At 37.5% G+C, this 22,733-nt stretch carries 23 protein-coding genes; 22 read left to right on the top strand and 1 reads right to left on the bottom strand.

What is annotated here, in order from left to right; genetic code table 11:
• Position 1 precedes the first annotated feature (1 nt).
• The 20 genes from A7A78_RS06940 to A7A78_RS06840 all read left to right on the top strand — a co-directional run bounded on the left by A7A78_RS06940 (position 2) and on the right by A7A78_RS06840 (position 18,631).
• Entirely contained in the window at positions 2 to 1,366 is a 1,365-nt protein-coding gene (locus A7A78_RS06940; protein WP_068761717.1) for a tetratricopeptide repeat protein, read from the top strand.
• Between the two features lie 2 nt (positions 1,367 to 1,368).
• Positions 1,369 to 1,947 carry an LPS export ABC transporter periplasmic protein LptC gene (lptC, locus tag A7A78_RS06935; protein ID WP_068761716.1) on the top strand — a complete coding sequence of 193 codons (579 nt, stop codon included), beginning with the start codon at positions 1,369 to 1,371 and terminating at the stop codon, positions 1,945 to 1,947.
• A gap of 295 nt (positions 1,948 to 2,242) precedes the next feature.
• Positions 2,243 to 3,496 (top strand): hemolysin family protein, encoded by a 1,254-nt coding sequence (locus tag A7A78_RS06925; protein WP_068761714.1) that lies wholly within the window; start codon positions 2,243 to 2,245, stop codon positions 3,494 to 3,496.
• A gap of 89 nt (positions 3,497 to 3,585) precedes the next feature.
• Complete coding sequence (locus tag A7A78_RS06920; protein ID WP_068761713.1) at positions 3,586 to 5,703, top strand: peptidylprolyl isomerase; 2,118 nt, start codon at positions 3,586 to 3,588, stop codon at positions 5,701 to 5,703.
• A 133-nt stretch (positions 5,704 to 5,836) separates the two neighbouring features.
• Entirely contained in the window at positions 5,837 to 6,742 is a 906-nt protein-coding gene (locus A7A78_RS06915; RefSeq protein WP_207489337.1) for a tryptophan 2,3-dioxygenase family protein, read from the top strand.
• A gap of 112 nt (positions 6,743 to 6,854) precedes the next feature.
• On the top strand, positions 6,855 to 7,202 hold the full coding sequence (locus A7A78_RS06910; RefSeq protein WP_068761712.1) for a DUF488 domain-containing protein: 348 nt from the start codon (positions 6,855 to 6,857) through the stop codon (positions 7,200 to 7,202).
• Positions 7,203 to 7,260: 58 nt separating this feature from the next.
• Positions 7,261 to 8,013, top strand: a complete 753-nt coding sequence (locus tag A7A78_RS06905) for a DUF481 domain-containing protein (RefSeq protein ID WP_068761711.1) — start codon at positions 7,261 to 7,263, stop codon at positions 8,011 to 8,013.
• Positions 8,014 to 8,125: 112 nt separating this feature from the next.
• Positions 8,126 to 8,464, top strand: a complete 339-nt coding sequence (locus A7A78_RS06900; RefSeq protein ID WP_068761710.1) for an arsenosugar biosynthesis-associated peroxidase-like protein — start codon at positions 8,126 to 8,128, stop codon at positions 8,462 to 8,464.
• 53 nt (positions 8,465 to 8,517) lie between these two features.
• Entirely contained in the window at positions 8,518 to 9,594 is a 1,077-nt protein-coding gene (arsS, locus tag A7A78_RS06895; RefSeq protein ID WP_068761709.1) for an arsenosugar biosynthesis radical SAM (seleno)protein ArsS, read from the top strand.
• Between the two features lie 52 nt (positions 9,595 to 9,646).
• Complete coding sequence (locus A7A78_RS06890) at positions 9,647 to 10,147, top strand: rhodanese-like domain-containing protein (RefSeq protein WP_068761708.1); 501 nt, start codon at positions 9,647 to 9,649, stop codon at positions 10,145 to 10,147.
• 19 nt (positions 10,148 to 10,166) lie between these two features.
• Positions 10,167 to 10,859, top strand: a complete 693-nt coding sequence (locus A7A78_RS06885) for a TIGR04282 family arsenosugar biosynthesis glycosyltransferase (protein WP_094746061.1) — start codon at positions 10,167 to 10,169, stop codon at positions 10,857 to 10,859.
• A 3-nt stretch (positions 10,860 to 10,862) separates the two neighbouring features.
• Entirely contained in the window at positions 10,863 to 11,681 is an 819-nt protein-coding gene (locus A7A78_RS06880) for a purine-nucleoside phosphorylase (protein ID WP_068761707.1), read from the top strand.
• 5 nt (positions 11,682 to 11,686) lie between these two features.
• The gene (arsM, locus tag A7A78_RS06875) at positions 11,687 to 12,655 is read left to right on the top strand and encodes an arsenosugar biosynthesis arsenite methyltransferase ArsM (protein WP_068761706.1); all 969 of its coding nucleotides are present in this window, start codon (positions 11,687 to 11,689) and stop codon (positions 12,653 to 12,655) included.
• A 22-nt stretch (positions 12,656 to 12,677) separates the two neighbouring features.
• Positions 12,678 to 13,514, top strand: coding sequence for a phosphate ABC transporter substrate-binding protein (locus A7A78_RS06870; protein ID WP_068761705.1), 837 nt, complete (start codon positions 12,678 to 12,680; stop codon positions 13,512 to 13,514).
• Positions 13,495 to 14,361, top strand: coding sequence for a phosphate ABC transporter permease subunit PstC (gene pstC, locus A7A78_RS06865; protein WP_068761704.1), 867 nt, complete (start codon positions 13,495 to 13,497; stop codon positions 14,359 to 14,361). Before A7A78_RS06870 ends, pstC begins: the two co-directional genes overlap by 20 nt.
• Positions 14,361 to 15,206, top strand: coding sequence for a phosphate ABC transporter permease PstA (gene pstA / locus A7A78_RS06860; RefSeq protein ID WP_068761703.1), 846 nt, complete (start codon positions 14,361 to 14,363; stop codon positions 15,204 to 15,206). The genes pstC and pstA overlap by 1 nt, the downstream gene beginning before the upstream one ends.
• Positions 15,206 to 16,015 carry a phosphate ABC transporter ATP-binding protein gene (locus A7A78_RS06855; RefSeq protein ID WP_068761702.1) on the top strand — a complete coding sequence of 270 codons (810 nt, stop codon included), beginning with the start codon at positions 15,206 to 15,208 and terminating at the stop codon, positions 16,013 to 16,015. The genes pstA and A7A78_RS06855 overlap by 1 nt, the downstream gene beginning before the upstream one ends.
• A 43-nt stretch (positions 16,016 to 16,058) precedes the next feature.
• A complete protein-coding gene (locus A7A78_RS06850) occupies positions 16,059 to 16,940 on the top strand; it encodes a sterol desaturase family protein (RefSeq protein ID WP_068761701.1) in 882 nt (293 codons plus the stop codon).
• A 44-nt stretch (positions 16,941 to 16,984) separates the two neighbouring features.
• Positions 16,985 to 17,788, top strand: a complete 804-nt coding sequence (locus tag A7A78_RS06845) for a DUF547 domain-containing protein (protein WP_068761700.1) — start codon at positions 16,985 to 16,987, stop codon at positions 17,786 to 17,788.
• A gap of 75 nt (positions 17,789 to 17,863) precedes the next feature.
• On the top strand, positions 17,864 to 18,631 hold the full coding sequence (locus A7A78_RS06840) for a TIGR04283 family arsenosugar biosynthesis glycosyltransferase (RefSeq protein ID WP_068761699.1): 768 nt from the start codon (positions 17,864 to 17,866) through the stop codon (positions 18,629 to 18,631).
• Here A7A78_RS06840 and A7A78_RS06835 read toward each other — a convergent pair whose 3' ends face one another.
• The gene (locus A7A78_RS06835; protein ID WP_341271718.1) at positions 18,632 to 19,699 is read right to left on the bottom strand and encodes a glycoside hydrolase family 113; all 1,068 of its coding nucleotides are present in this window, start codon (positions 19,697 to 19,699) and stop codon (positions 18,632 to 18,634) included. It lies immediately after the preceding gene.
• Positions 19,700 to 19,840: 141 nt separating this feature from the next.
• Here A7A78_RS06835 and A7A78_RS06830 point away from each other — a divergent pair, with 141 nt between their 5' ends.
• Positions 19,841 to 21,142, top strand: a complete 1,302-nt coding sequence (locus A7A78_RS06830) for an NAD(P)/FAD-dependent oxidoreductase (RefSeq protein ID WP_068761697.1) — start codon at positions 19,841 to 19,843, stop codon at positions 21,140 to 21,142.
• A 3-nt stretch (positions 21,143 to 21,145) separates the two neighbouring features.
• On the top strand, positions 21,146 to 22,732 hold the full coding sequence (locus A7A78_RS06825) for a 4Fe-4S binding protein (protein WP_068761696.1): 1,587 nt from the start codon (positions 21,146 to 21,148) through the stop codon (positions 22,730 to 22,732).
• Position 22,733 lies beyond the last annotated feature (1 nt).

Below are 22,733 nucleotides of genomic sequence, written 5' to 3'. Positions count from 1 at the left end.
CATGAAAACAAAATTTGTTCTATTATTTACAATTCTACTACTTTCTTTCTCAGGCAAATCTTTTGCCCAAGCTCCTGATGATTGCCAAATTTCATTATCCTATTTTACAGAACCGGCCAGAATAAAAAATTATGAGGCTGCGCTTCCATATTATGAAAAACTGATTAAGGAATGTCCAAACTATAATCTTGCCATCTACCAATATGGTGTGAAAATGTTTGAATATTTTATAGAGGAGAAAGGTGACAAAAGCAAAATAAACGACCTTATTCAAGCTTGGGAATTAAGATTGCAAAACTTCCCAGAGCAAACTAAGGAAGGGGATGTTCTTTTAACAATTGCTCAAATAAAATTTGACAATAATATTGGTTCAAAAGCAGAGCAATTTAATGCCTTTGATGTAGTTTTCAAAAAACACCCTGAAGATTTCACTAGTGGAAAAAGCTTATATACCTATTTCTCATTGGCTGTAGATTTACATAATAGTGGCGAAAAGAGTCTTCAAGATATTTTTGACCTATACGATGTTGTAATTTCAAAAATTGATACAGAAAAAAACAGCCTTGCTTCAAAACTTACACCTTTGATGGATAAAGAAGAAGCTGGTACTGCACTAACTGATAAAGAAAAACGTGCAAAAGATGTTTACGACAACAATCTTAGCGTATATGGAACTGTTCAAGAAAGCGTGAATGGTAAATTGGGCCAATTGGCAGATTGTGATAATCTTATCCCATTATATGAAAAAGATTACGAAGCTAAAAAGAACGATATTGATTGGATAAAATCAGCCAGTTATAGACTTGACGCTAAAGACTGCGACAGTCCTTTGTCAAACAAATTAGCGGTTCGCCTTCACGAGTTGGAGCCAAGTTCTACTTCTGCTTATTTATTGGGAAAACAAGCTGAAGCCGAAGGTAAATCTTCAAAAGCTTTGGAATACTTCAACCAAGCTGCGGAATTGGAAAATGACAGTTCAAAAAAATACAGAATCTATTACAGTATTGCTGAAAACTACCGCAAAAAAGGAAGTTTTGGAACTGCAAGAACCTATTATAACAAAATGCTAGAGGTAAAACCATCTGCAGGTATTGCTTACTTAAAAATTGCACAAATGATTGGCGATAGCTCAAATAGCTGTGGAAACACTGTATTCGAAAAAAGAGCTGTAAACTGGCTTGCTGCAGATATGGCTGCCAAAGCTGCCCGAGTAGACGCATCTATTGCCTCTAGCGCAAATGCAGCTGCTAGCGCTTACAGACAACGCGCACCTCAGGCAAGTGATATTTTTTCTGAAGGAATGGCTGGTAAAACCATTACCTTTAACTGTTGGGTTGGCGGAAGCGTAAGAGTTCCTAACTTATAAGAATGTACACTTCTATAAATATGTTTAAGAGCGTGATGGTCCTGGTATTGGCCATCACGCTTTTTGCATGTGAAGGAAATTACAAAAACGTAAAAAAATTGAGCCTTTCAGACGGAGCGCCAATTGCTGAAGGAAAAGACATTAACTTTAAATATACAGATTCCGGAAAATTGGTCACCAATCTCTTGGCCGCCAAATTGCTCGACTATTCAAATTTGGAGTTTCCTTACAAAGAATTTCCAAAAGGAATAGAGGTTCTTTTTTGGGATAAAGACGGAAAAAAAAGCACCGTTAATTCAGATTATGCCATTCAATTTGACAATACAGGCTTGGTAGATTTGAGGGAAAATGTGGTTTTGATAACCGCCGATAGTGTTGTTTTAAAAGCCACTCAACTTTATTGGGACCAAAAGAACAATTGGGTTTTTACGGACCAACCTTACCAAATTAAATTTAAAGACGGATCTTATAACGATGGTGCAGTGGGATTTGACAGTAGTCAGGATTTTACTACCTTTCTTTCCAGAAAAAACCAAGGAGTACAATTAGTAGACAAAAATAAAATAGACGATGTTAAGTAAAGCGTACCGTTTTTTTGAATATGCATATCTAGTAATAGCAGTATTTTTCGCCTATGAAGCCGTAAATAATTGGAGCACTGAACGCAACCGTGCTTACTTATTTGCTTTTTTCGTGGTGGTTTCAATCTTTATGTTTTTCTTTAAAAGGAATTTCAGAAAGAAAATGGAAGAACGAAATAAATAGTTGAACGTTTCAGATTCCAAGTTTAAGGTTTGCGAAAATCCAAAACTTGAACCTGTCACCCTGAGCGCAGTCGAAGGGTTGATCTTTAAACTTTGAACTTTAAACTTGTAAATGGATTACAGTATCATAATAATACTATCAATGCTCATCCTCTCCGCCTTTTTCTCGGGCATGGAGATTGCGTATGTGTCTTCCAATAAAATCCACATTGAAATTGAAAAAAAGCAAAACAATTTCTTGGCTGGCGTTCTTAAAAAAATAACTAACCGTCCTTCAAAATTTATTGCCACTATGCTTGTGGGAAACAATATTGCCTTGGTTATCTATGGGTTTTTTATGGGCGATCTTTTAATGGAATATATTCCACTTGCTGGTTTTAGCGGTCTTTTGGTACAAACCATAATTTCCACGCTTATAATATTAATGACTGCGGAATTTCTTCCGAAGGTTTTCTTTCAAATTTACGCGAACAGTTTGGTGAAAATATTCGCCGTTCCTGCCTATTTTTTCTACGTCCTTTTTTCATTGATTTCAGAATTCATTATTTGGATTTCAGACTTGGTTTTAAAACTTATTTTTAAATCGGAAGGCGATACGGTGCAATTGACTTTCAGCAAATTGGAATTGGGAAATTACATTTCGGAACAAATGGAAATTGCCGAAACCAAAGAAGAAATGGATTCGGAAATACAGATTTTCCAAAACGCCCTCGATTTTTCCGAAGTGAAATCGCGCGAGGCAATGATTCCGCGTACCGAAGTTGTAGCTGTAGATATTGATACCACGCCAAAAGAACTGGCCAAGATTTTTACCGAAACCGGCCTTTCAAAAATATTGGTCTATAACGAAAATATAGATGACATTCTTGGCTATGTCCATTCCTTTGAGCTTTTCAAAAAACCCGCTAACCTTAAAAAGGTTTTAATGCCGGTGGTTTTTGTCCCTGAAACAATGCTCGTTAAAGATGTGCTAGGCATTCTCAGCAAAAAAAGAAAAAGTATCGCCGTAGTGATTGACGAATATGGCGGCACCAGTGGAATTATTACCGTTGAGGACATTATAGAAGAACTTTTTGGAGATATTGAGGACGAGCATGACAGCATCGCTCTTATTGAAGAAGAATTAGGAAACGGCCACTATAAATTTTCGGCGCGTTTGGAAGTAGATTACCTTAACGAAACCTACAAACTCGACCTGAAGGAAAACGAAAACTACGAAACCCTAGGAGGGCTAATTGTAAATCATACCGAGGAAATTCCAGATCAAGGCGAAACCGTTGAAATTGAGGATTATCTATTTACAATTCTTGAAGTTTCCAACACAAAAATTGAACTAGTTGAGTTAAAAATACTCTCCGAAGATTAGATTTTCAATTATTCCTCACTTTTTTCACTTTACCTTTTTATTAATGGGATGAAAATACTATTTTCGCCACCTATAAATTTGAACATCAAATGGCAATTTTAAACAGTATTAGAAAAAGAGGGATATTTCTTATCCTCATTATTGCATTGGCGCTTTTCGCCTTTATATTAAGTGACGTTTTAACCAAAGGCAGTAGCGGCTCAAAAGGGCAAGATACTATCGCTACAGTTAATGGCACGGACATTTCCCGACAAAGTTTTATGGAAGAAGTGGAAGTTACCCAGCGTAATATGGGGCCAAATTCCAATACCACACAAGCCATGAATATGGTTTGGGATAGAGAACTTCGCCGTGTAATTATGGATGAGCAGATTGAAAAAGCTGGACTTACTGTTGAAAAGGCACAAATTGATAACGCTCTTCGGTCTTCTTTGGCCAACAATCCAACTTTCCTAAACGAAGCCGGACAAGTTGATGATGGCAAGATCCAAGAATACATTGCCAGCATCAAAGCTTCTTCTCCAGAAATGTACAAGCAATGGTTAACTTTTGAAGAAAACACCGCAAACTCAGTGCTTCAAACCACTTATTACAATATGATAAAAGGAGGTTTGCGCACTACAATTGCAGAAGGCGAACAAGAATATCATTTTCAGAATGACAATATCAACTTCAACTTTGTTTTAATGCCTTATGGTAAAATTGCAGATGAAGACGTAAAGGTTACCGACGAAGAAATCAAGAAATATGTAGCCGCCCACCCAAATGATTTTCAAGTGGAAGCACAGGCAGACTTGCAATATGTATTTTTCTCTGAAGAACCATCTGAAGCAGATATGGCAGCAGCTAAAACAGAAGTAACTGCTTTGCTTGATAACAAACTGGAATTCAATCAAGACACAAAAACCAACGATACTATTGCAGGTTTTAGAAATACAAAAGACTACGAAGAATACGTAAACGCCAATTCTGATGTTCCCTATTATGACCGTTGGATGTTTAAAAAAGAACTTCCTGAAACCGTTGCAGATACGCTTATCAACCTTAATCAAGGGGACATTTACGGACCTTTCAAAGTTGACAATTCATTTTACCTTTCAAAGGTTTTGGACACTAAAAAAATGCCAGATTCTGCTGAATCAAAACATATTCTAATACGCTATGTTGGCACCCTTCGCGCTCCTGAAACTGTTACAAGAACAAAGGAAGAAGCACAAAAATTGGCTGATAGTATTTTAGGCGTTGTTAAAAAAGACAAGTCTAAATTTGCTGCTCTTGCCACAGAATTTTCTGATGACAGCTCTAAAGACAATGGTGGTGACCTCGGAAGTTCAACTCCGGGAAGAATGGTACCTCCATTTGACAAATTCATCTTCAACAACCCACAAGGAACTATTGGTGTTGTAGAAACTGACTTTGGGTTTCACGTTGTGGAAGTTGGCAAACAGTCAGAGCCTAAAAAAGCAATTAAACTTGCCACAGTTGTAAAAACAATTGAACCTTCAGATAAAACAATCAACGAAATATTTGCAGACGCTTCAAAATTTGAAGTCGCAGTAAAAGACGGTGACTTTACGGAATTGGCAAAAGCTCAAAATCTTGAAGTAAAGCCTGTAAACAAGTTAGGGCAAATGGATTCCAATATTCCTGGTCTTGGCGCTAACAGAACTATTGTTAATTGGGCATTTAACGAAGACACCAAAGTGGGTGACACAAAACGTTTCAGTGTTCCTGATGGTTATGTTATTGCGCAGGTTACCAACAAAAATCCTAAAGGGTTAATGGCTGTCGCAGATGCTTCCGCTACGGTAACACCAATTTTGCGCAACGAGAAAAAAGCAAAGAAAATTCGCGAATCTATTTCGGGAACTACTCTTGAGGAAATTGCAAAAAACCAAAATGTAACGGTACAGACCGCTACAGATATTAGCATGGCCAATCCGGTTATTTCTGGCGCTAACAATGAGCCTAAAGTGGTAGGAATTGCTTTTGGAACGAAACCAGGGGAAACTACTCAATTAATTGATGGAAAAAGCGGGGTGTTTAAAGTAAAAACAACTGCTTTCAATCCTGCTCCAAAACTTGAGTCATATGTAAATTATGCAAATCAAATGAGCACTAAAGCTATTCCAGCTTCTCAAAGCGCAGTTTACAATGCATTGAAAAAGAAAGCAGATATTGAAGACAACCGCGCTACATTCTATTAATAGTTTATAAAATATTTTTTTAAGCCTTGTTATATTTTTATAGCAAGGCTTTTTTCTTTGAAACTCATTTCAGAATACTTTAGAAAACAGAAAATATCCCTTATTTTTAAAAGATATTTTATTAAATAAAAAAATGATCAACGACGAAATCATAAAAGCCCTTGAAGAAAAATACAGCAACCTTGGTGAAAACCCGGAAACCTATTTAAAAGGGCTGCTTCAAGCAAAACCAATTAATTATTGGGATTATATTCAAGTGGACACTTTGCTTTCCCTTCAAAAAACACGAACCGATTTTAAGGATGAAGAAATCTTCGTGATGTACCATCAAGTTACGGAACTCACTTTAAAAATGATGATCCACGAAATAAAACAGCTTTCTGAAGGTGAAAATCTTTCAGAAGAAATTTGGATCACTAAACTGGACCGTCTAAAAAGATACACCAGAATGCTCATTACCTCATTCGATATTATGAAAGACGGAATGAGCTATGATGATTATAATATTTTCCGTTCCACACTTACACCCGCAAGCGGTTTCCAGAGTGCACAGTTCCGTATTTTGGAAATATATTGTACCAAACTTGAAAACCTCGTAAACAGCCAAGGTCAAGAAAGACTACCTATAAATCCGTCCGCAAATGATTATTTTGAAAATATGTATTGGAAGGATGCGGGATACAATAGAAGAACTGGAAAAATGACTTTGACCCTGGGCCAATTTATTGAAAAATACGAAACAGATTTTAAAACATTAGCTGAAAAAACAAAAGGCAAAACCCTGGAAGAACGCGTAAAACAAATGAAAAATCCTTCACAGGAATTAAAGGATAAACTAAAGCAATTTGACCATTTTTACAACGTTGCTTGGCCGTTGGTTCATTTAGATACCGCCAATCATTACTTAAACAGCAAGGGTAAAACAAAAACTGCAACTGGAGGTTCCGAATGGCAAAAGTATCTGCACCCAAAATACCAACAACGCAAGTTTTTCCCGGAGCTTTGGTCTGCGGAGGAAATTGCTAATTGGGGAGAATGATTTTTTTGCGAATTAAGTCCTTCGACTGCGCTCAGGGTGACATAATTGGAATTTGTGATTTGTGATTTGTGATTTGTGATTTGTGATTTGTGATTTGTGATTTTAAAAATTTATGGACATCAAAACAAAACGCATTTATGAAGATGCATCCAAAAATGATGGTTTTAGGGTTTTGGTGGATAGAATTTGGCCACGCGGCGTAACCAAAGAAGACGCAAAACTGGACGAATGGATGAAAGAGATTGCACCTTCAACCGACCTTCGGAAATGGTTTGACCATAAAGAAGACCGCTTTGCAGAATTTGAAAAAAAATACAACAAAGAGCTGGAAAATCATCCAGAATTAATTGAAGAACTTCTGAAAAAAGCCAAAGAGAAACGCCTCACTCTTCTTTACAGCGCCAAGGACGAAACGCATAACCAAGCTGTAGTGCTGAAAAGTTTTATTGAAAACAAATGAACGCTTCTTATTTAAATTTTTGATTATTTTTAATGCGCTAACCAACCATTGAAAAATAATGAAATATATAGTCGCGTTTTTTATTATCGGCTTTTCATTTACCGCAAAATCTCAAATACTTAATGCTGAATCACTTCGGAGAGTGACCGACACCTCAGGGTTTTCCGGTTCAACAAGTCTTGCTTTTTCCTTGAAACGCGATATAAACGATTATCTTTCCTTTAGCAGCAACATTCATATTCAATATAAAATGAACAAGCATTTGGTGTTGTTAAAAAATGACATTCAGTTACAAAACATTGAAGGAAATAAATTTGAAAATAGCGGCATCACCCACCTTCGTTATAATTATCGTTTCCACCCCAGAATTGCTTGGGAAATTTTTGCGCAGGCACAATACAACAAAGTTTCAAAGATAGAATTTAGAGGACTTTTGGGAACAGGGCCAAGATTTAAATTGACTACTTCCGAAAAATATAAATTTTACTTTGGCACCCATATAATGTATGAACACGAAGAGTTAAGTGATGGCGTAACCCCAATCCAAAGAGATTTTAGAAGTTCCTCCTATTTATCTTTAAGCCTTTATCCCACCAAAACCATAACTTTTGTAAGCACTACCTATTTCCAGCCAAAACTCAGCGATTTAGGGGATTATCGTTTTTCAAGTCAATCATCTTTGGTTATAGACCTCATTAACAATTTAGCATTCAGCACTACTTACACTTTCAGTTACGATGAAACTCCTGCCATTGGTATTCCAAATTCCCAATATAATTTTGAAAGTGGCTTTGTTTATTCTTTTGACTAAAAGTTTAAAAACTTTCGTAAGCAATTTCTTTTTTGACTGACTACTTGTCTATATTTACAATAATTGAAAACCACAATGGCTTCAATTTCGTAACTATTAAATAAAATCAATCATGGCCTCTAATAATTATTATGACCCCGCAGATCTTCGCAAATTTGGAAACATAACCGAATGGAGCAAAGAACTAGGCGATAAATTTTTTGATTACTACGGAAAAGTATTTGAAGAAGGCGCGCTCACAGCTCGCGAAAAAGCTTTGATAGCTCTGGCAGTTGCACATACAGAACAATGTCCTTATTGCATAGATGCATATACAAAGGATACGCTGCAACGGGGAGTAACTAAAGAGGAAATGATGGAAGCAATACACGTTGGCGCTGCCATAAAGAGTGGCGCAACCTTGGTTCACGGAGTGATGATGATGAACAAAGTGAACAAATTAGAAATGTGAGCACCCGATTTTTATATCGGAATATTTTTAAAAATCGAATTCGAAAAAATTTTATGCTAAAAGAAAAAAAGAAAAAACAAGAATCTCTTCATAAACGTCACAGCGATCTTGCTATGGCCAATAAACAACTCGAAAAACTATCAAACGGTATTTTCGCAAGCGGCGAGCTTCCCACTTTTTCAGAAAAAATAAAGGAAACAGATCAATTTCCATTGCGCCCGAATAAACTTGAAATCCTTCAAATTAACGTTGGTTATATGTGCAACCAAGTTTGTGAGCACTGCCACGTAGACGCAGGACCCGACCGAAAGGAAATAATGACGCGCGAAACGATGGAGCAGTGTTTGGAAGTTATCCGAAACACAGGTGCCCACACTTTGGATCTTACTGGTGGCGCTCCCGAAATGAACCCAGATTTCCGCTGGTTTGTTGATGAGGCCAGCAAAGCTGGAATCAAGGATTTTATCGTTCGAAGTAATCTTACTATTATTCGCGCCAACAAAAAATATTACGATCTACCGGAATTTTTTAAAAGCCACAATGTACATGTTGTGAGCAGCATGCCACATTGGACACGCGGCAAAACTGACAAACAAAGAGGCGAAGGTGTTTTTGACCTTTCCATTAAAGCTTTACAAGAGCTCAATGCCGTTGGTTACGGAATGCCCGAAAGTGACTTGCGATTGGATTTGGTCTATAACCCAAGTGGCGCATTTTTACCAGGCGACCAAGCAAGTATGGAAAAGGATTTCAAAAAAGCATTGCTTGAAGATTTTGGAATACATTTCCACAATCTTTTCGCTATTACAAATCTGCCAATTTCTAGGTTTTTAGATTATTTAATTGCTTCAGAAAACTATGAGGATTATATGTATTCTTTAGTGGAAGCCTACAATCCGGCAGCAGTGAAAAACGTAATGTGCCGAAATACAATTTCCATAAGTTGGGATGGATATTTATATGATTGTGATTTTAACCAAATGTTGGAACTGAAGGTTGCAAGCAAAATTCAGCACATTTCAGAATACAACGAAGATATTTTAAACAATAGAAAAATTATAATCTCCCAACATTGCTATGGCTGTACCGCAGGCGCGGGAAGCAGTTGTCAGGGTGCCGTGGCAAATTAATTTTAAAAAGGACCTCACAGGTTTTAAAGAACTGTGGTCTTTAAATCATCCAATGAAAATAATTCTATCATTTTTAATAATTTTTCTTTCCATTAGTCCGGCGATTGCCCAAAAATCGCTTGACAAACTTTTGGAGCAGTACAATACACGAAGTATTCCATACATTTCTGTTGAAGAATTGCGGATGCTTCAAATGAACGATTCTGTTGCAATTCTTGATGCACGTGAAACGGAAGAATTTAACGTGAGCCATATTGCTTCGGCTAAAAATGTGGGTTTTAATGATTTTTCTTCCGAAGAAAAACAACTTCAAAAATTAAAAAAAGATACGCCGATAATTATTTATTGCTCCGTGGGAATCCGTTCCGAAAAAATTGGTGAAAAATTAAAAAAAGTGGGATTCACCAACGTAAAAAATCTTTATGGCGGTATCTTTGAATGGAAAAACAAGGATTATCCCGTGATTGATTCAACCGGAACAGAAACGGAAAACGTGCATACTTTTTCAAAAATCTGGCGTAAATATTTAAAGGAAGGAAATCCTATTTATTAAATTTATTGAACACTGAAAAATGGGCTTACTCTCCTCAAAACAAACTGATGGCGACAATGAAATGGCTTTCGATTTTCATTTTCCCACTTCAAAAAAAGCGCTAATTATTTTCACCAGAAACCCCGAATTGGGCAAAGTAAAAACCCGATTGGCAAAATCAGTTGGCGATGAAAGCGCGTTGAATATTTATAAATTTCTGTTGAAGCACACCGTGGAAATTACTGAAAAGCTAAATGTGGATAAATATGTATTTTATTCTGAAAACATTCACCGCGACGATATTTGGAACCCGGATATTTTCAGAAAAAAATTGCAATCGGGAAATGATTTAGGCGAACGTATGCAGAATGCATTTTCAGAAATGTTCGGATTGGGGTATGAAAAAGTGATGATAGTAGGCAGCGATATTTATGAGCTGCAACAAAAAGATATTGAAAATGCTTATAATGCGCTTGAAACCACTCCTTTTGTAATCGGCCCAGCAACCGATGGCGGCTATTATCTATTGGGTATGAAAGAATTGAAATCTGAAATTTTTCAAAATAAAGATTGGGGGACTACTACTGTTTTGGAAGCTACGCTGAAAGATTTAAAAAGCGGAAAATATGTTCTTCTCGAAGAACGGAACGATGTAGATTATTACGAAGACATTAAAAATGTGGACGCTTTTCAGCAATTTTTACCCCCGCATTTAGACAAAAATTTTTTATAGATTATGAGTAGTACAAAATACATTGAAGAAGCCGCAGACTATTTAAAGCAGCGCGGATTTAAAAACCCTGAAGTGGGAATCATTCTCGGTACCGGTCTGGGCAAAATCGTGGAAAACATTGAGATTGAAAGTGAAGTTAGCTATAACCACATCCCAAATTTCCCAACGGCAACGGTTGAATTTCACAAAGGAAAATTGATTTATGGAACTTTGGAAGGAAAAAAAGTAGTGGTTATGCAAGGTCGCTTCCATGTTTATGAAGGCTACACTTTGCGCGACGTTACCTTTCCAGTGCGCGTAATGCATCTTTTAGGGATTAAACATTTGTTGGTGAGCAACGCTTCTGGAGCCATCAATCTAAACTTCAAAAAAGGTGAAATTATGCTTATTGACGATCACATAAATTTACAAGGCAGCTCTCCCCTCGCCTTTCGTGGTGTTGAAAAAATGGGCGAGCGCTTTGCGGATATGAGTGCGCCTTATGACACAGAAATGAATAAGAAATTGGAGCTGATTGCTTCAGAAAAAAATATAACATTGCACAAAGGTGTCTATGCCAGCGTGGTTGGCCCACAACTGGAAACACGTGCAGAATATAGATATCTAAAAATTATAGGCGCAGATGCCGTCGGGATGAGCACCGTGCCGGAAGTAATTGTTGCAAATCATTTAAAACTTCCTGTTTCAGCAGTTTCAGTTTTGACGGATGAATGTAACCCAGAAAACCTAAAACCTGTTGATATAGCAGATATAATAGCTTCTGCTGAGCAAGCGGAGCCAGATATGATTACTTTATTTACGGAATTAATAAAAGAACTTTAAAAAATATGAGCTATTTAGAAACCACAAACGATGTATACAAACAAGCAGCTTTAACCCCAGATGTAGGTCTTTGTTGCACCACAAACCCAATTTGGGAGCTTCCTGGATTGAAAATTCCGAAAATAATGCAGGAAATGAATTATGGCTGCGGAAGTACCGTAAATGCTCGCGATCTTACCAATAACCCAAAAATGCTATATGTTGGCGTTGGCGGTGGAATGGAACTTTTGCAGTTTTCATATTTCAATAGACAAAAAGGGGGTGTAATTGGCGTTGATACCGTAACCGAAATGCTGGAAGCTTCCCGAAAAAATTTCAAGGAAGCCGAAGCAATGAATCCTTGGTTCAAAAGTGAGTTTGTTGATTTGAAAAAAGGCGATGCCCTAAATCTTCCAGTTGAAGATAATTCAATAGATGTTGCCGCGCAGAACTGTCTATTCAATATTTTTAAAGCTGACGATCTTAAAAAAGCTATTGAAGAAATGTACCGTGTTTTAAAACCGCACGGACGTTTGGTAATGAGTGACCCAACTTGCGAGCAGCAAATGAATGAAACCCTTCGCGAAGATTCACGCCTTCGTGCACTTTGTTTAAGCGGAAGTCTTCCAATTGCTGAATACGTGAAAGCGTTGACCGATGTAGGTTTCGGCACCATTGAAATTCGCGCTAGAAAACCATACCGAATCCTCGATCCAAAAAACTACCCAACCGAAGAGTTAATCTATATTGAATCCATCGAGGTTGCAGCAATAAAAGACCCAATGCCAGAAGACGGCCCTTGTGTTTTCACAGGAAAAGCGGCAATCTATTTCGGTTCAGAAAATCATTTTGATGATAAAAAAGGACATATTCTACTTAAAAATCAACCGATAGCGATATGCGATAAAACTGCTGGCGCGTTGGCAAGTTTAGGGCGTGATGATATTTTTATTAGCGAATCAACTTTTCACTATGATGGTGGCGGGTGTTGTTAAATAAATAACCTAAAACAAAAAGATGAAAAAAAACCTCTGGATTTTTTGTATCCCATTCCTATTTATTGCTTGTTCCAATAATAACAAAACGGTAATTAATGCTTCAGGTTCTACAACTGTATTGCCCGTAATATCAATTGCCGCCGAACAATTTATGAAAACCCATCCCGACGTTAAAATTATTGTAAATGCGGGAGGTTCTGGAGTTGGCATAAATCAAGTGGGAGCGCAGCAAATAGAAATAGGTATGATTTCAAGAAATATTACCGAAAAGGAAATTGCACAATATCCAAATACCAACTTTGTGGTTATACCGATAGGAAGAGATGCCGTAGTGCCTGTAGTGTCGTCAGAGATTTACGATGCAGGCATTAAATCACTATCAATTGAACAGCTTGCAAAAATCTATCGAGGCGAAATTGCAAATTGGAAAGAATTAAATGGCCCCGATAAAGATATTTTAGTAATAGATAAAGAAGCTGCTAGAGGCACTCGCCACGTTTTTATGGAAATTGTTCTTGGCGACAAAGAAGCTGAAGCAGCCGGTGCTGATTTAGTATTGGGCGCAAATAATGAAGAACAGACCGCCATTGTACAAAGCGATGCTGCACTTGGAATTCTATCAAACGCCTGGATGAATAAAGACGTGAAAGGTATTGCTATCATTATGCCCAATGGTGAAATTATTGAACCTACATTGGCAAATATTATTAATGGTAAATTTCCAATAATTCGCGATTTAGATTTAATAACAAATGGAGAGCCAACCGGAATTACAAAAGAATTTATTGATTATATATTAAGCGCCGAAGGACAAAAAATCGTTGAGGAAAACGAGTATGTCAGCATTTCAAAATAGCATAGGGAGAGGTTATGTTGTTAGCAGCACTTATTTAAGTATTGCTATTGTTCTCGTTATTTTTATTGTATTGTTTATAAGCAGCTATGATGCTTTTTCCACAGTTGGTTGGAAAATATTTACGTTGGAATGGAATCCGTCCAAAGATAAATTTGGAGTGCTTTCAATGATCTACGGGACTCTTTCGGTTACATTTATAGCCTTATTGATTGCTATGCCTTTGGGAGTTTTAACCGCAATATTTATTTCAGAAATACTTCCTGAAAAATTTAGATTGTATTTTAAATCTGCAATAGAGCTTTTGGCTGGAATTCCCTCAATAATTTATGGGCTTATTGGCATCGCTTTTTTTAGCGGTTGGGTTTCTTCATTATTTGAATTAGCCACGGGAAGAACAATTTTAACTGCCGGAATCCTTCTTTCCATTATGGTTTTGCCCACCATTATTACGTTAAGCGAGGATGCGTTGCACAACATACCAAAAAAATACCGCGAGGTTTCAAAAGGGCTTGGGTTGTATCCTTTTGAAACAATTACAAAAACACTTTTACCCATTGCAAAAAATGATATTATTGGCGCTATACTTCTAGCGTTAGGAAGAGCATTGGGAGAAACTATGGCGGTAATGTTACTTATTGGCAGTATTGACAGAATCCCTGATCCATTTTACAATTTTTTGGCTCCAGGACAGACCATAACTTCAAAATTAGGTCGTGAAATTGGTGAAAGCGCCTTTGGTTCACTTCATTTTAGTGCGCTTAATGCTATTGGGTTTTTACTTCTTTTAATAGTAATAACCCTCACTATAATCACACAATTCTATTTCAAAAAAGAAGACCGATTATAATGGATAGAAAACTAAAAAATTCAATTTTTAAGATGCTAATTTGGGCAGCTGCATGCGTTGCAATTGGTATTTTAGTATTCTTGATTACAGTACTTTTTTATAAGGGATTTCAGTCCATTTCAGTTGATTTTTTAATTTCAGAATCTAAAAATTTCGGTTCGGAAGGAGGTGTTTTTTATCAAATTATTGGAAGTGTTTTACTTACACTTTGTGCGGCCATTATTAGCTTCCCCCTATCCTTAGGGTTTGCAATTTATAAAAGTGAGTATGTTAAAAATAAATACTTGCAAAATTTTACCGACACCATAATTTACAGTCTTAATGGTATACCTTCAATTATATTCGGAATTTTCGGTCTTATTCTGTTTGTGAATTTTTTTAATACTGGTGTTTCATGGTTCGTGGGCGGAATTATTCTTGCAATAATGATTTTACCGACCGTTATACTTTCTTCCTATCAATCAATAAATAGTATTCCAAATTCATATCGTGAAAATGCATTAAGCCTTGGTTTAACCAAATGGCAAGTTATTAAAACTGTTATCTTTCCAAGAGCCATAAGCGGAGGATTTACAGGGCTGCTTTTGGGCTTAGCGCGAGCCATTGGAGAAACGGCACCAATTATGTTTATTGCTACTGCATTTTCTGGTGTAACTTTTCCGAATGGCCTTTTTGAACCGGTGAGCAGCCTCCCAACCCATATACTCTCGCTGGCCCAACAGGCAACAAACCCAGATGCACTTGAAAATGCTTGGGGATCAAGTTTAGTTTTAATACTATTGGTTTTCAGTTTTAGCATAAGCGCCTTTGTGAGAAGATTACAATACTCAAAACTTAAATATTGATGGAAACAGCACAAAAAATTATAGAAAATATATCTGAGAATAAAATACATCAGCACTACATCAGTATTTCTAATCTGAATGTTTCTTTTGGCAGCCAGCACATATTGAAAAACATTTCGTTAAACTTTCAAAAAAATAAAGTGAACTGTATTGTTGGCCCATCTGGCGGAGGAAAATCTACGCTATTGCGAAGCATAAATAGAATTAATAATGATGATTATAATTTAATAATAAACGGATCCATTTTATTTAATAATGAAGAAATTCTTATAAAGAACAAAGACCTCACAAAACTTAGAAAAGAAATAGGAATGGTTTTTCAAAGCCCATGCGTATTCCCAAAATCCATCAAAGAAAATGTGCTATTCGGGATTGAAAACCATTCAAAATTATCACAAGCAGAAAAAGATAGTATTGTTGAAGAAAATTTAAAAGCCGCTTCTTTGTGGGACGAAGTAAGTACAAGACTCAATGAGTCGGCAAAATCACTTTCCATAGGCCAACAGCAAAGGTTGTGCATTGCACGAACATTAGCCGTCAAGCCGAAAATACTATTAATGGATGAACCAACATCATCATTAGACCCAATTTCTACTGAGGCTATTGAAGTTTTGATGAATCGTTTAAAGGCAGAATACACCATAATTTTAGTAACCCATAATATTTCCCAAGCAAAACGTATAGCTGACGAGCTATACTTTATTTGTGAGGGAGAATTGATTGAAAGCGGCTCAAAAGACGTCCTTTTTTCAAACCCCAAAAAAGAACAAACAAGAACATACCTTTTTAATGGAACCTGTAATTGCTAAGTTGTAATTTTAAAATTTAAATCACGACTGTTTCTATAGATTCATGGAAAAGTATTTCGAAATATTCAAAAATTCCTATCAAGGCTATTTCAACTATTTGTGGAATGAAATAACCCATTTCCATTGGGAAAATTATTTTTACGGATTAATCCTCGTTTCACTGATAGTTTGGGGTTTGGAGCTAGTCTTTCCATGGCGAAAAAACCAAAAAGTCTTCCGAAAGGATTTTTGGTTGGACTTTTTTTATATGTTCTTCAATTTTTTCCTGTTGAATTTAATTGTACTTATTTTCTTATCCAACGCTACAGCGGAGTTGTTCAACGATGTACTTGGGTTGATTGGTTTGAAGGTTTCAGATTTTCAATTGCTTGATTTAAACGTCCTACCTTTTGGGCTGGGTCTTTTGATTTTCTTTTTGGTTACAGATTTTGTGCAATGGAACACGCACCGCTTGCTCCACAGAATTCCGTGGCTTTGGAATTTCCATAAATTGCACCATTCCGTCAAGGAAATGGGTTTTGCCGCACACCTTCGCTACCATTGGATGGAACCCGTTGTTTACAAATCCTTGCTTTATATTCCGCTTGCTATAATCGGAGGTTTTGATGTTGAAGCAGTTGCGATAGTTCATTTCACTGCGCTCGCCATTGGGCATTTAAACCACGCCAATATTGGTTGGGATTACGGAATATTCAAATATGTGTTCAACAATCCAAAAATGCACATTTGGCACCACGCTAAAGTTTTGCCAAAACACGCACAATACGGTGTTAATTACGGCATTAGTTTAAGTCTTTGGGATTACCTTTTTAAAACAGATCATATTCCGCATGACGGCAGAGACATTGAGCTGGGCTTTGATGGTGATGAAAATTTTCCAAAGAATTTTATGAAACAGGAACTTTATCCCATCAAAACCAAATAGCGGATTGCTTCGTAAGTATTTGAAACATTAAACCACACAAAAAAATGAAAACCTTATTCAATATTGCTACAATACTTTTTGTGGCTTTTACCATGCAAAGTTGCAACCTTCTTTCCGCCGCAGGCGTGAGCAGTCAAGGGCAGCCCACTAAAGAAGTGGAATCTAAACTTACCTCAACTACCGCTAATTCCGCTGTAAACGTAGATCATTCCGAATGGGACAAATTGCTGAAAAAATATGTGAATAGCCAAGGCTTGGTTGATTATAAGGGATTTAAAAACAATGAAGCCAAACTGGATGCTTATCTAAAAATGCTTTCTGAAAAAGAACCCTCAAATGATTGGAGCGTGCAGGAATTATTGGCTTATTACATTAACCTGTACAATGCGGCAACCGTAAAATTAATCGTGGAAAACTATCCCGTAAAAAGCATTAAGGATATTGACGGTGCTTGGACAAAAGGCCGCGTAACGGTTGGAAATAAAGAACTTTCCCTTGGCGGAATTGAAAATGGGATTCTTCGAAAAATGAACGAGCCCAGAATTCACTTCGCCATAAATTGCGCATCCATTTCCTGCCCAAAACCTTTGGACGAGGCTTACACCGCTTCAAAAATTAACGAGCAATTGGACCGCGCAACCAAGGAATTCATCAATAGCGATAAAAATGATATTTCAGCCAGCAACCCAAAGGTTTCCTCCATTTTCGACTGGTATGCCAAGGATTTTAAAGTGAACGGAAAACAGGATGTTATTGGGTTTATCAATAAATACGCGAATACGAAGATAAATCAAGGTGCGACTTTAAGCTACAAGAATTATAACTGGGAATTGAACGAACAAAAATAAATTACAAAACAGCAATCTGAACAAACCTCACAGGTTTCTAAAACCTGTGAGGTTTAACTTTCGTACTTTTATCATATGCTTTCCATCATCATCCCAGTTTTAAACGAGGCAGAAACCATTGCGGAATTATTGATCCATCTTTCGGAAAACCTTTCGGGAGAAAATGAAACGGAATTGATTTTGGTGGATGGCGGCAGTACCGATGGCACCCAAGAAATAATTTCAGCTTTTGAATATACTAGGTTTTCTAAACCTGTTAGGTTTATTCAATTTGAAAAAGGCCGCGCCAAGCAAATGAACAAAGGGGCACAAATGGCGTCAGGTGAAATACTGTATTTTCTTCACGCCGATTCCCTTCCTCCCAAAAATTTTGACAGATACATTATTTCCGAAGTAAAAAAAGGAAACCCAGCAGGTTGCTTCCGAATGAAATTTGACCATAACCACTGGTGGCTGCGGCTTGCGGGATGGTTAACAAAATTTCACTGGCGTGCTTGCCGTGGAGGGGATCAAAGCCAGTTTATTACAAAACAGCTATTTGAGGAAATTGGTGGTTTTGATGAAACCTATATTATTTACGAAGACAATATTTTAATCAACGAGCTTTACGCGCGGAAGAAATTTGTAGTAATACAACAATGGATTACAACTTCAGCAAGGCTTTATGAGCAAAAGGGAATTTGGAAATTACAATACCATTTTTGGGCAATCTATATAAAAAAATGGCTTGGCGCTGATGCGGATGAATTGTATAATTACTATTTGAAAAATATAAAATTTTCAAAAAAGGAATTGTCTCAAACCGCAGAATCACCTAAGGCATTAGCCGAAAAAGAGATCTAACTATTCTTTATAATATTTCCCCACAATTGCCTCCGCAGGCTTATTTTGCGGCGTAAATTGATTGTCCGTATTGCCTCCAACCTTTTCGTGCGCAATAAACCATTTCCACAGAAATCCGCCGGCAAACCACTGCTCACTCCATACTTCTTCATACAAAGCCTGCAAAGTATTGGACTGTGCCTCAAAATTCATTGAAGTTAACCTATGGTCACTTTCCCAAGGTTCCTTTCCTGCAAAATCCACGCTTCGGTAACCGTATTCCGTAAAGAGGATTTTTTTATTTTCTTTTTCAGAAAACCCTTTCAACCCCTCTTTCCAGCGCTGCCAGCCTTTTCGCGCATCTGCAACCGTTGGGGTTTTGCTTTCAGAAACTGGGAAATAAGCGTCAACGCCAATAAAATCCAAAGCATCCCAAAAAGGGACACGTTTGTATTCATCCCAATTTGCCGCATAAGTGAGTTTTCCTTTGTATACCTTTCTTATTTCTTCAATTAGGCTTCGCCAATATTCGGGACGATGTTCAATAAATTTTTCAAGCTCAGTGCCAATACATAATATTTCAACCTTTTCTTCTTCGGCAACTTTCGCAAAATCGGTTATAAAATTTCTATAGGAATTTTCAAGCTCCAACCAATCTGCTTCCGAAGCCATTTTTACCAAACCCGTAAACTCGCCGTTCCAAACCCATATTTGAGGCTTCATCATCACACGAATATCGTTCTTATGAAGCATCTTTATATATTGTTTCGCGCCTTCATCTGTTTCACCAAACCACTGCCGTTCCTGATTGTAAATAATTTTAGGATGGTCCAAACTTTTAATAAAACCGAAAGGCATAATGGCGGCATAATCTGCGTGAATATTCTTTAAAGGCGAAATATTTTCTTGTAGAATAGCGTCTTTCGAAGCCACGAAACTAACCCCGTTTATTTTCGAAATTGTTGAATCCCCAATTATTTTTTGGTGTTCTTCAGCAACAATTACTTCTGAAGAATCACGCTTTTGTGGGCATCCCAAAATTAAAGGAAGAAAAACAATACAGCTTAACAAACGGAACAACAGCTTCATTTTAAAAATAAATTAGTGCTGAATGTAGCATTATTTTAGAATTTATAGAAACTTTAATAAGCCTTTTAAATCTAACCGGAATGTAATTGCGTAAATTTATAAACGACTGAAAAAACAATTCAACAAAATAACTTCCAAATTATGGAGCATATCGTCATTATTGGCAACGGGATTGCTGGGATTACTGCCGCTAGGCACATCCGAAAACTTTCCGATAAAAAAGTAACCATAATTTCCGCAGAAACAGATCATTTTTTTTCCCGCACAGCATTGATGTATGTATATATGGGCCATATGCGCTGGCGCGACATTGAACCTTATGAATCTTGGTTTTGGAAAAAAAACAGACTGGAACTTAAAAAAGCATACGTTGAAACAGTTGATACCAATAACAAAACACTTCATTTTAAAGAGGGCGGATCAATCACTTATGACAAACTTATAATTGCAACAGGTTCCACCACCAATACTTTTGGGTGGGAAGGTTTGGAACTGAACGGTGTGCAAGGTTTGGTTTCGAAACAGGATTTGGAAAATCTTGAAAAAAACGCTCCAAACAACAAAGAATGCCCACGAGCAGTAATTGTTGGCGGCGGATTGATTGGCGTTGAAATGGCCGAAATGCTCCGCACCCGAAAGATTGAAGTAACAATGCTCGTCCGTGAGTCTGCCTTTTGGGCCGGCACACTTCCAAAACCAGAGGCAGAAATGATTTCGAGTCACGTAATTTCCCATGGCGTTGATCTTCGTCACAATGCTGAACTTGATAAAATTTTAGGCGATGATAAAGGAAATGTACGTGCCATTGTAACCAAAGATGGCGAGGAAATACCTTGCTGCGTGGTTGGGATTACTACGGGCGTAAAACCGCAGATTTCCTTTCTGAAAAATTCAAAAATTGAAACTGACAAAGGGATTTTAGTGAACAGAAAACTGGAAACAAACATCGAAAATGTTTATGCCATTGGCGATTGTGCACAACAGCGCGAGCCTATCGGCAATCGCCCGCCCATTGAGGCAGTTTGGTACACCGGACGAATGATGGGCGAAGCATTAGCCCAAACCATTTGCGGAAAACCATTTGAGTACAATCCTGGAAATTGGTTTAACAGCGCCAAGTTTTTTGATATTGAATACCAAACCTACGGTTGGGTTTTTTCTGAAAGTAAACTGAAGGATTACGAAGCCCAATTCCACTGGAAGTGTGCGAGCGACCTTCGATGCGTAACGATTTCATGTAATAAAAACTCCAATGAATTTCTGGGGATAAACACTTTCGGAATACGGATGAAACACGAAGTTTTTGATAAATGGCTGAACGAAAAACGAAGTGTGGATTATGTAATTGAAAATCTGAAACAGGCCAATTTTGATCCTGAATTCTTCAAAAATTATGAAAAAGAAATTCAAACAGCATATGCCAATCAAACTATAAGTGTATAATTTATGAGCACTGTTCAACGAAATATGTCCTTAACTGGCGAACCGCCAAAAACAATAAACACCCAGCAAAAACTTGCCTCGGCCATAGGCTTGATAGGGTTGGCATTGCTCTTTTTGGCACTTTTCAATCTAAATTTTCCCAACAAAACATTGTGGTTAAGCACTTCTTTAGGAATGATTGCCGTAGGTATTATTTGGTTTTCAATCGCTGCTTATCAAAACAAACACGAAGGAATTAAAAATGATGGTGTCTATTTTAAATCGCTTTCCAGCCGTGGATTTTGGGCTTGGGTCTTGGGAATTACCGTTACACTTTTCTACGTTGTGCTGTACTGGTTTCCGCAATATTTGGGTTTAGTGAAAGATGGAGATAACAAAGCAATTGTTGCTCTTTTTGATCCGTTGAGCAAATTGCTGAACGGCGGTCCTGCCAGTCAATGGTTTGTTTATGGAACGCTTTATACTTTGGCAATCTTGGCTTTTGGCATAAAATTCATTTTAAAATACCGCCATAACAAATACGAAAAACTTCGAACGTTTTCCGTTATGTTTTTTCAATTGGGCTTTGCGTTTTTGATTCCTGAATTGATGCAAAGATTAAATAGCGATTCATTTAAACTTCCCTATTACGACCTAAAAAATATTTGGCCCCTCAATTATTACAATTTTGAACAATACCGTGTGGATGAATTTATTTCCGCAGGCGATATTGGTTTGGGGCTTTTAATTTTCGGTGTTGTATCAATCTTTGTAATTACCCCAATTTTGACCTATAAATACGGCAAACGTTGGTACTGCTCGTGGGTTTGTGGTTGCGGCGGTTTGGCTGAAACTGCCGGAGATCCATTCCGGCATTTGAGCGATAAAAGACAAGTTGCCTGGAAAGTGGAACGCTGGGTTATTCACAGTGTGCTGGTCTTTGTGGTTTTGATGACCACGGCGGTCGTGCATTCCTATTTGGGTGACGACAGTTCAAAATATTGGTTGACAAAAGATGTTTTTCTCATATGTGTGGCAACACTTTTAACGCTCGTTTTTACAGGGGTTTGGATTTTCAAAAGAGAAGAACTTCAAAAAGATGCACGAATAGGTTCCATCGCATATTTGGTGATAATTCTTTCTTTGGTTGGACTTCATTTCGCTACAGGAAAAACTTTGTTTTTGTTTAATGCAGAAACGCTTCGCCAATCATACGGTTTTTTGATCGGAGCTGTGTTTAGCGGAGTGATAGGCGTTGGCTTCTACCCCATTTTTGGTAGTCGTGTTTGGTGTCGTTTTGGTTGCCCAATGGCTGCAATACTTGGGTTTCAGCAACGTTTGTTTTCACGTTTCAGAATTACCACAAACGGCGGACAATGCATTTCCTGCGGCAATTGCTCCACCTATTGCGAAATGGGCATTGACGTTCGTGCCTACGCCCAAAAAGGTGAAAACATTGTTCGTTCCAGCTGCGTTGGCTGCGGCATTTGTTCAGCAGTTTGTCCGCGCGGCGTTTTGAAACTTGAAAATGGACCACTTGAAAAGCGGATTGATTCCAACGAAATTCTACTTGGGAATGACGTGGATTTGATGAACTATGTAAATAAGTAGC

Source organism: Aequorivita soesokkakensis (assembly GCF_001641085.1).
In the GTDB taxonomy this organism is placed as follows: domain Bacteria; phylum Bacteroidota; class Bacteroidia; order Flavobacteriales; family Flavobacteriaceae; genus Aequorivita; species Aequorivita soesokkakensis.
The sequence above is the reverse complement of the archived record's forward strand: the minus strand, read 5'-3'. Positions and strand labels throughout refer to the sequence as shown.

Coding starts and splice junctions, on each gene's coding strand:
- A7A78_RS06940 (WP_068761717.1), top strand. CDS start 2: ATGAAAACAAAATTTGTTCTATTATTTACAATTCTACTACTTTCTTTC.
- lptC (WP_068761716.1), top strand. CDS start 1,369: ATGTACACTTCTATAAATATGTTTAAGAGCGTGATGGTCCTGGTATTG.
- A7A78_RS06925 (WP_068761714.1), top strand. CDS start 2,243: ATGGATTACAGTATCATAATAATACTATCAATGCTCATCCTCTCCGCC.
- A7A78_RS06920 (WP_068761713.1), top strand. CDS start 3,586: ATGGCAATTTTAAACAGTATTAGAAAAAGAGGGATATTTCTTATCCTC.
- A7A78_RS06915 (WP_207489337.1), top strand. CDS start 5,837: ATGATCAACGACGAAATCATAAAAGCCCTTGAAGAAAAATACAGCAAC.
- A7A78_RS06910 (WP_068761712.1), top strand. CDS start 6,855: ATGGACATCAAAACAAAACGCATTTATGAAGATGCATCCAAAAATGAT.
- A7A78_RS06905 (WP_068761711.1), top strand. CDS start 7,261: ATGAAATATATAGTCGCGTTTTTTATTATCGGCTTTTCATTTACCGCA.
- A7A78_RS06900 (WP_068761710.1), top strand. CDS start 8,126: ATGGCCTCTAATAATTATTATGACCCCGCAGATCTTCGCAAATTTGGA.
- arsS (WP_068761709.1), top strand. CDS start 8,518: ATGCTAAAAGAAAAAAAGAAAAAACAAGAATCTCTTCATAAACGTCAC.
- A7A78_RS06890 (WP_068761708.1), top strand. CDS start 9,647: ATGAAAATAATTCTATCATTTTTAATAATTTTTCTTTCCATTAGTCCG.
- A7A78_RS06885 (WP_094746061.1), top strand. CDS start 10,167: ATGGGCTTACTCTCCTCAAAACAAACTGATGGCGACAATGAAATGGCT.
- A7A78_RS06880 (WP_068761707.1), top strand. CDS start 10,863: ATGAGTAGTACAAAATACATTGAAGAAGCCGCAGACTATTTAAAGCAG.
- arsM (WP_068761706.1), top strand. CDS start 11,687: ATGAGCTATTTAGAAACCACAAACGATGTATACAAACAAGCAGCTTTA.
- A7A78_RS06870 (WP_068761705.1), top strand. CDS start 12,678: ATGAAAAAAAACCTCTGGATTTTTTGTATCCCATTCCTATTTATTGCT.
- pstC (WP_068761704.1), top strand. CDS start 13,495: ATGTCAGCATTTCAAAATAGCATAGGGAGAGGTTATGTTGTTAGCAGC.
- pstA (WP_068761703.1), top strand. CDS start 14,361: ATGGATAGAAAACTAAAAAATTCAATTTTTAAGATGCTAATTTGGGCA.
- A7A78_RS06855 (WP_068761702.1), top strand. CDS start 15,206: ATGGAAACAGCACAAAAAATTATAGAAAATATATCTGAGAATAAAATA.
- A7A78_RS06850 (WP_068761701.1), top strand. CDS start 16,059: ATGGAAAAGTATTTCGAAATATTCAAAAATTCCTATCAAGGCTATTTC.
- A7A78_RS06845 (WP_068761700.1), top strand. CDS start 16,985: ATGAAAACCTTATTCAATATTGCTACAATACTTTTTGTGGCTTTTACC.
- A7A78_RS06840 (WP_068761699.1), top strand. CDS start 17,864: ATGCTTTCCATCATCATCCCAGTTTTAAACGAGGCAGAAACCATTGCG.
- A7A78_RS06835 (WP_341271718.1), bottom strand. CDS start 19,699: ATGAAGCTGTTGTTCCGTTTGTTAAGCTGTATTGTTTTTCTTCCTTTA.
- A7A78_RS06830 (WP_068761697.1), top strand. CDS start 19,841: ATGGAGCATATCGTCATTATTGGCAACGGGATTGCTGGGATTACTGCC.
- A7A78_RS06825 (WP_068761696.1), top strand. CDS start 21,146: ATGAGCACTGTTCAACGAAATATGTCCTTAACTGGCGAACCGCCAAAA.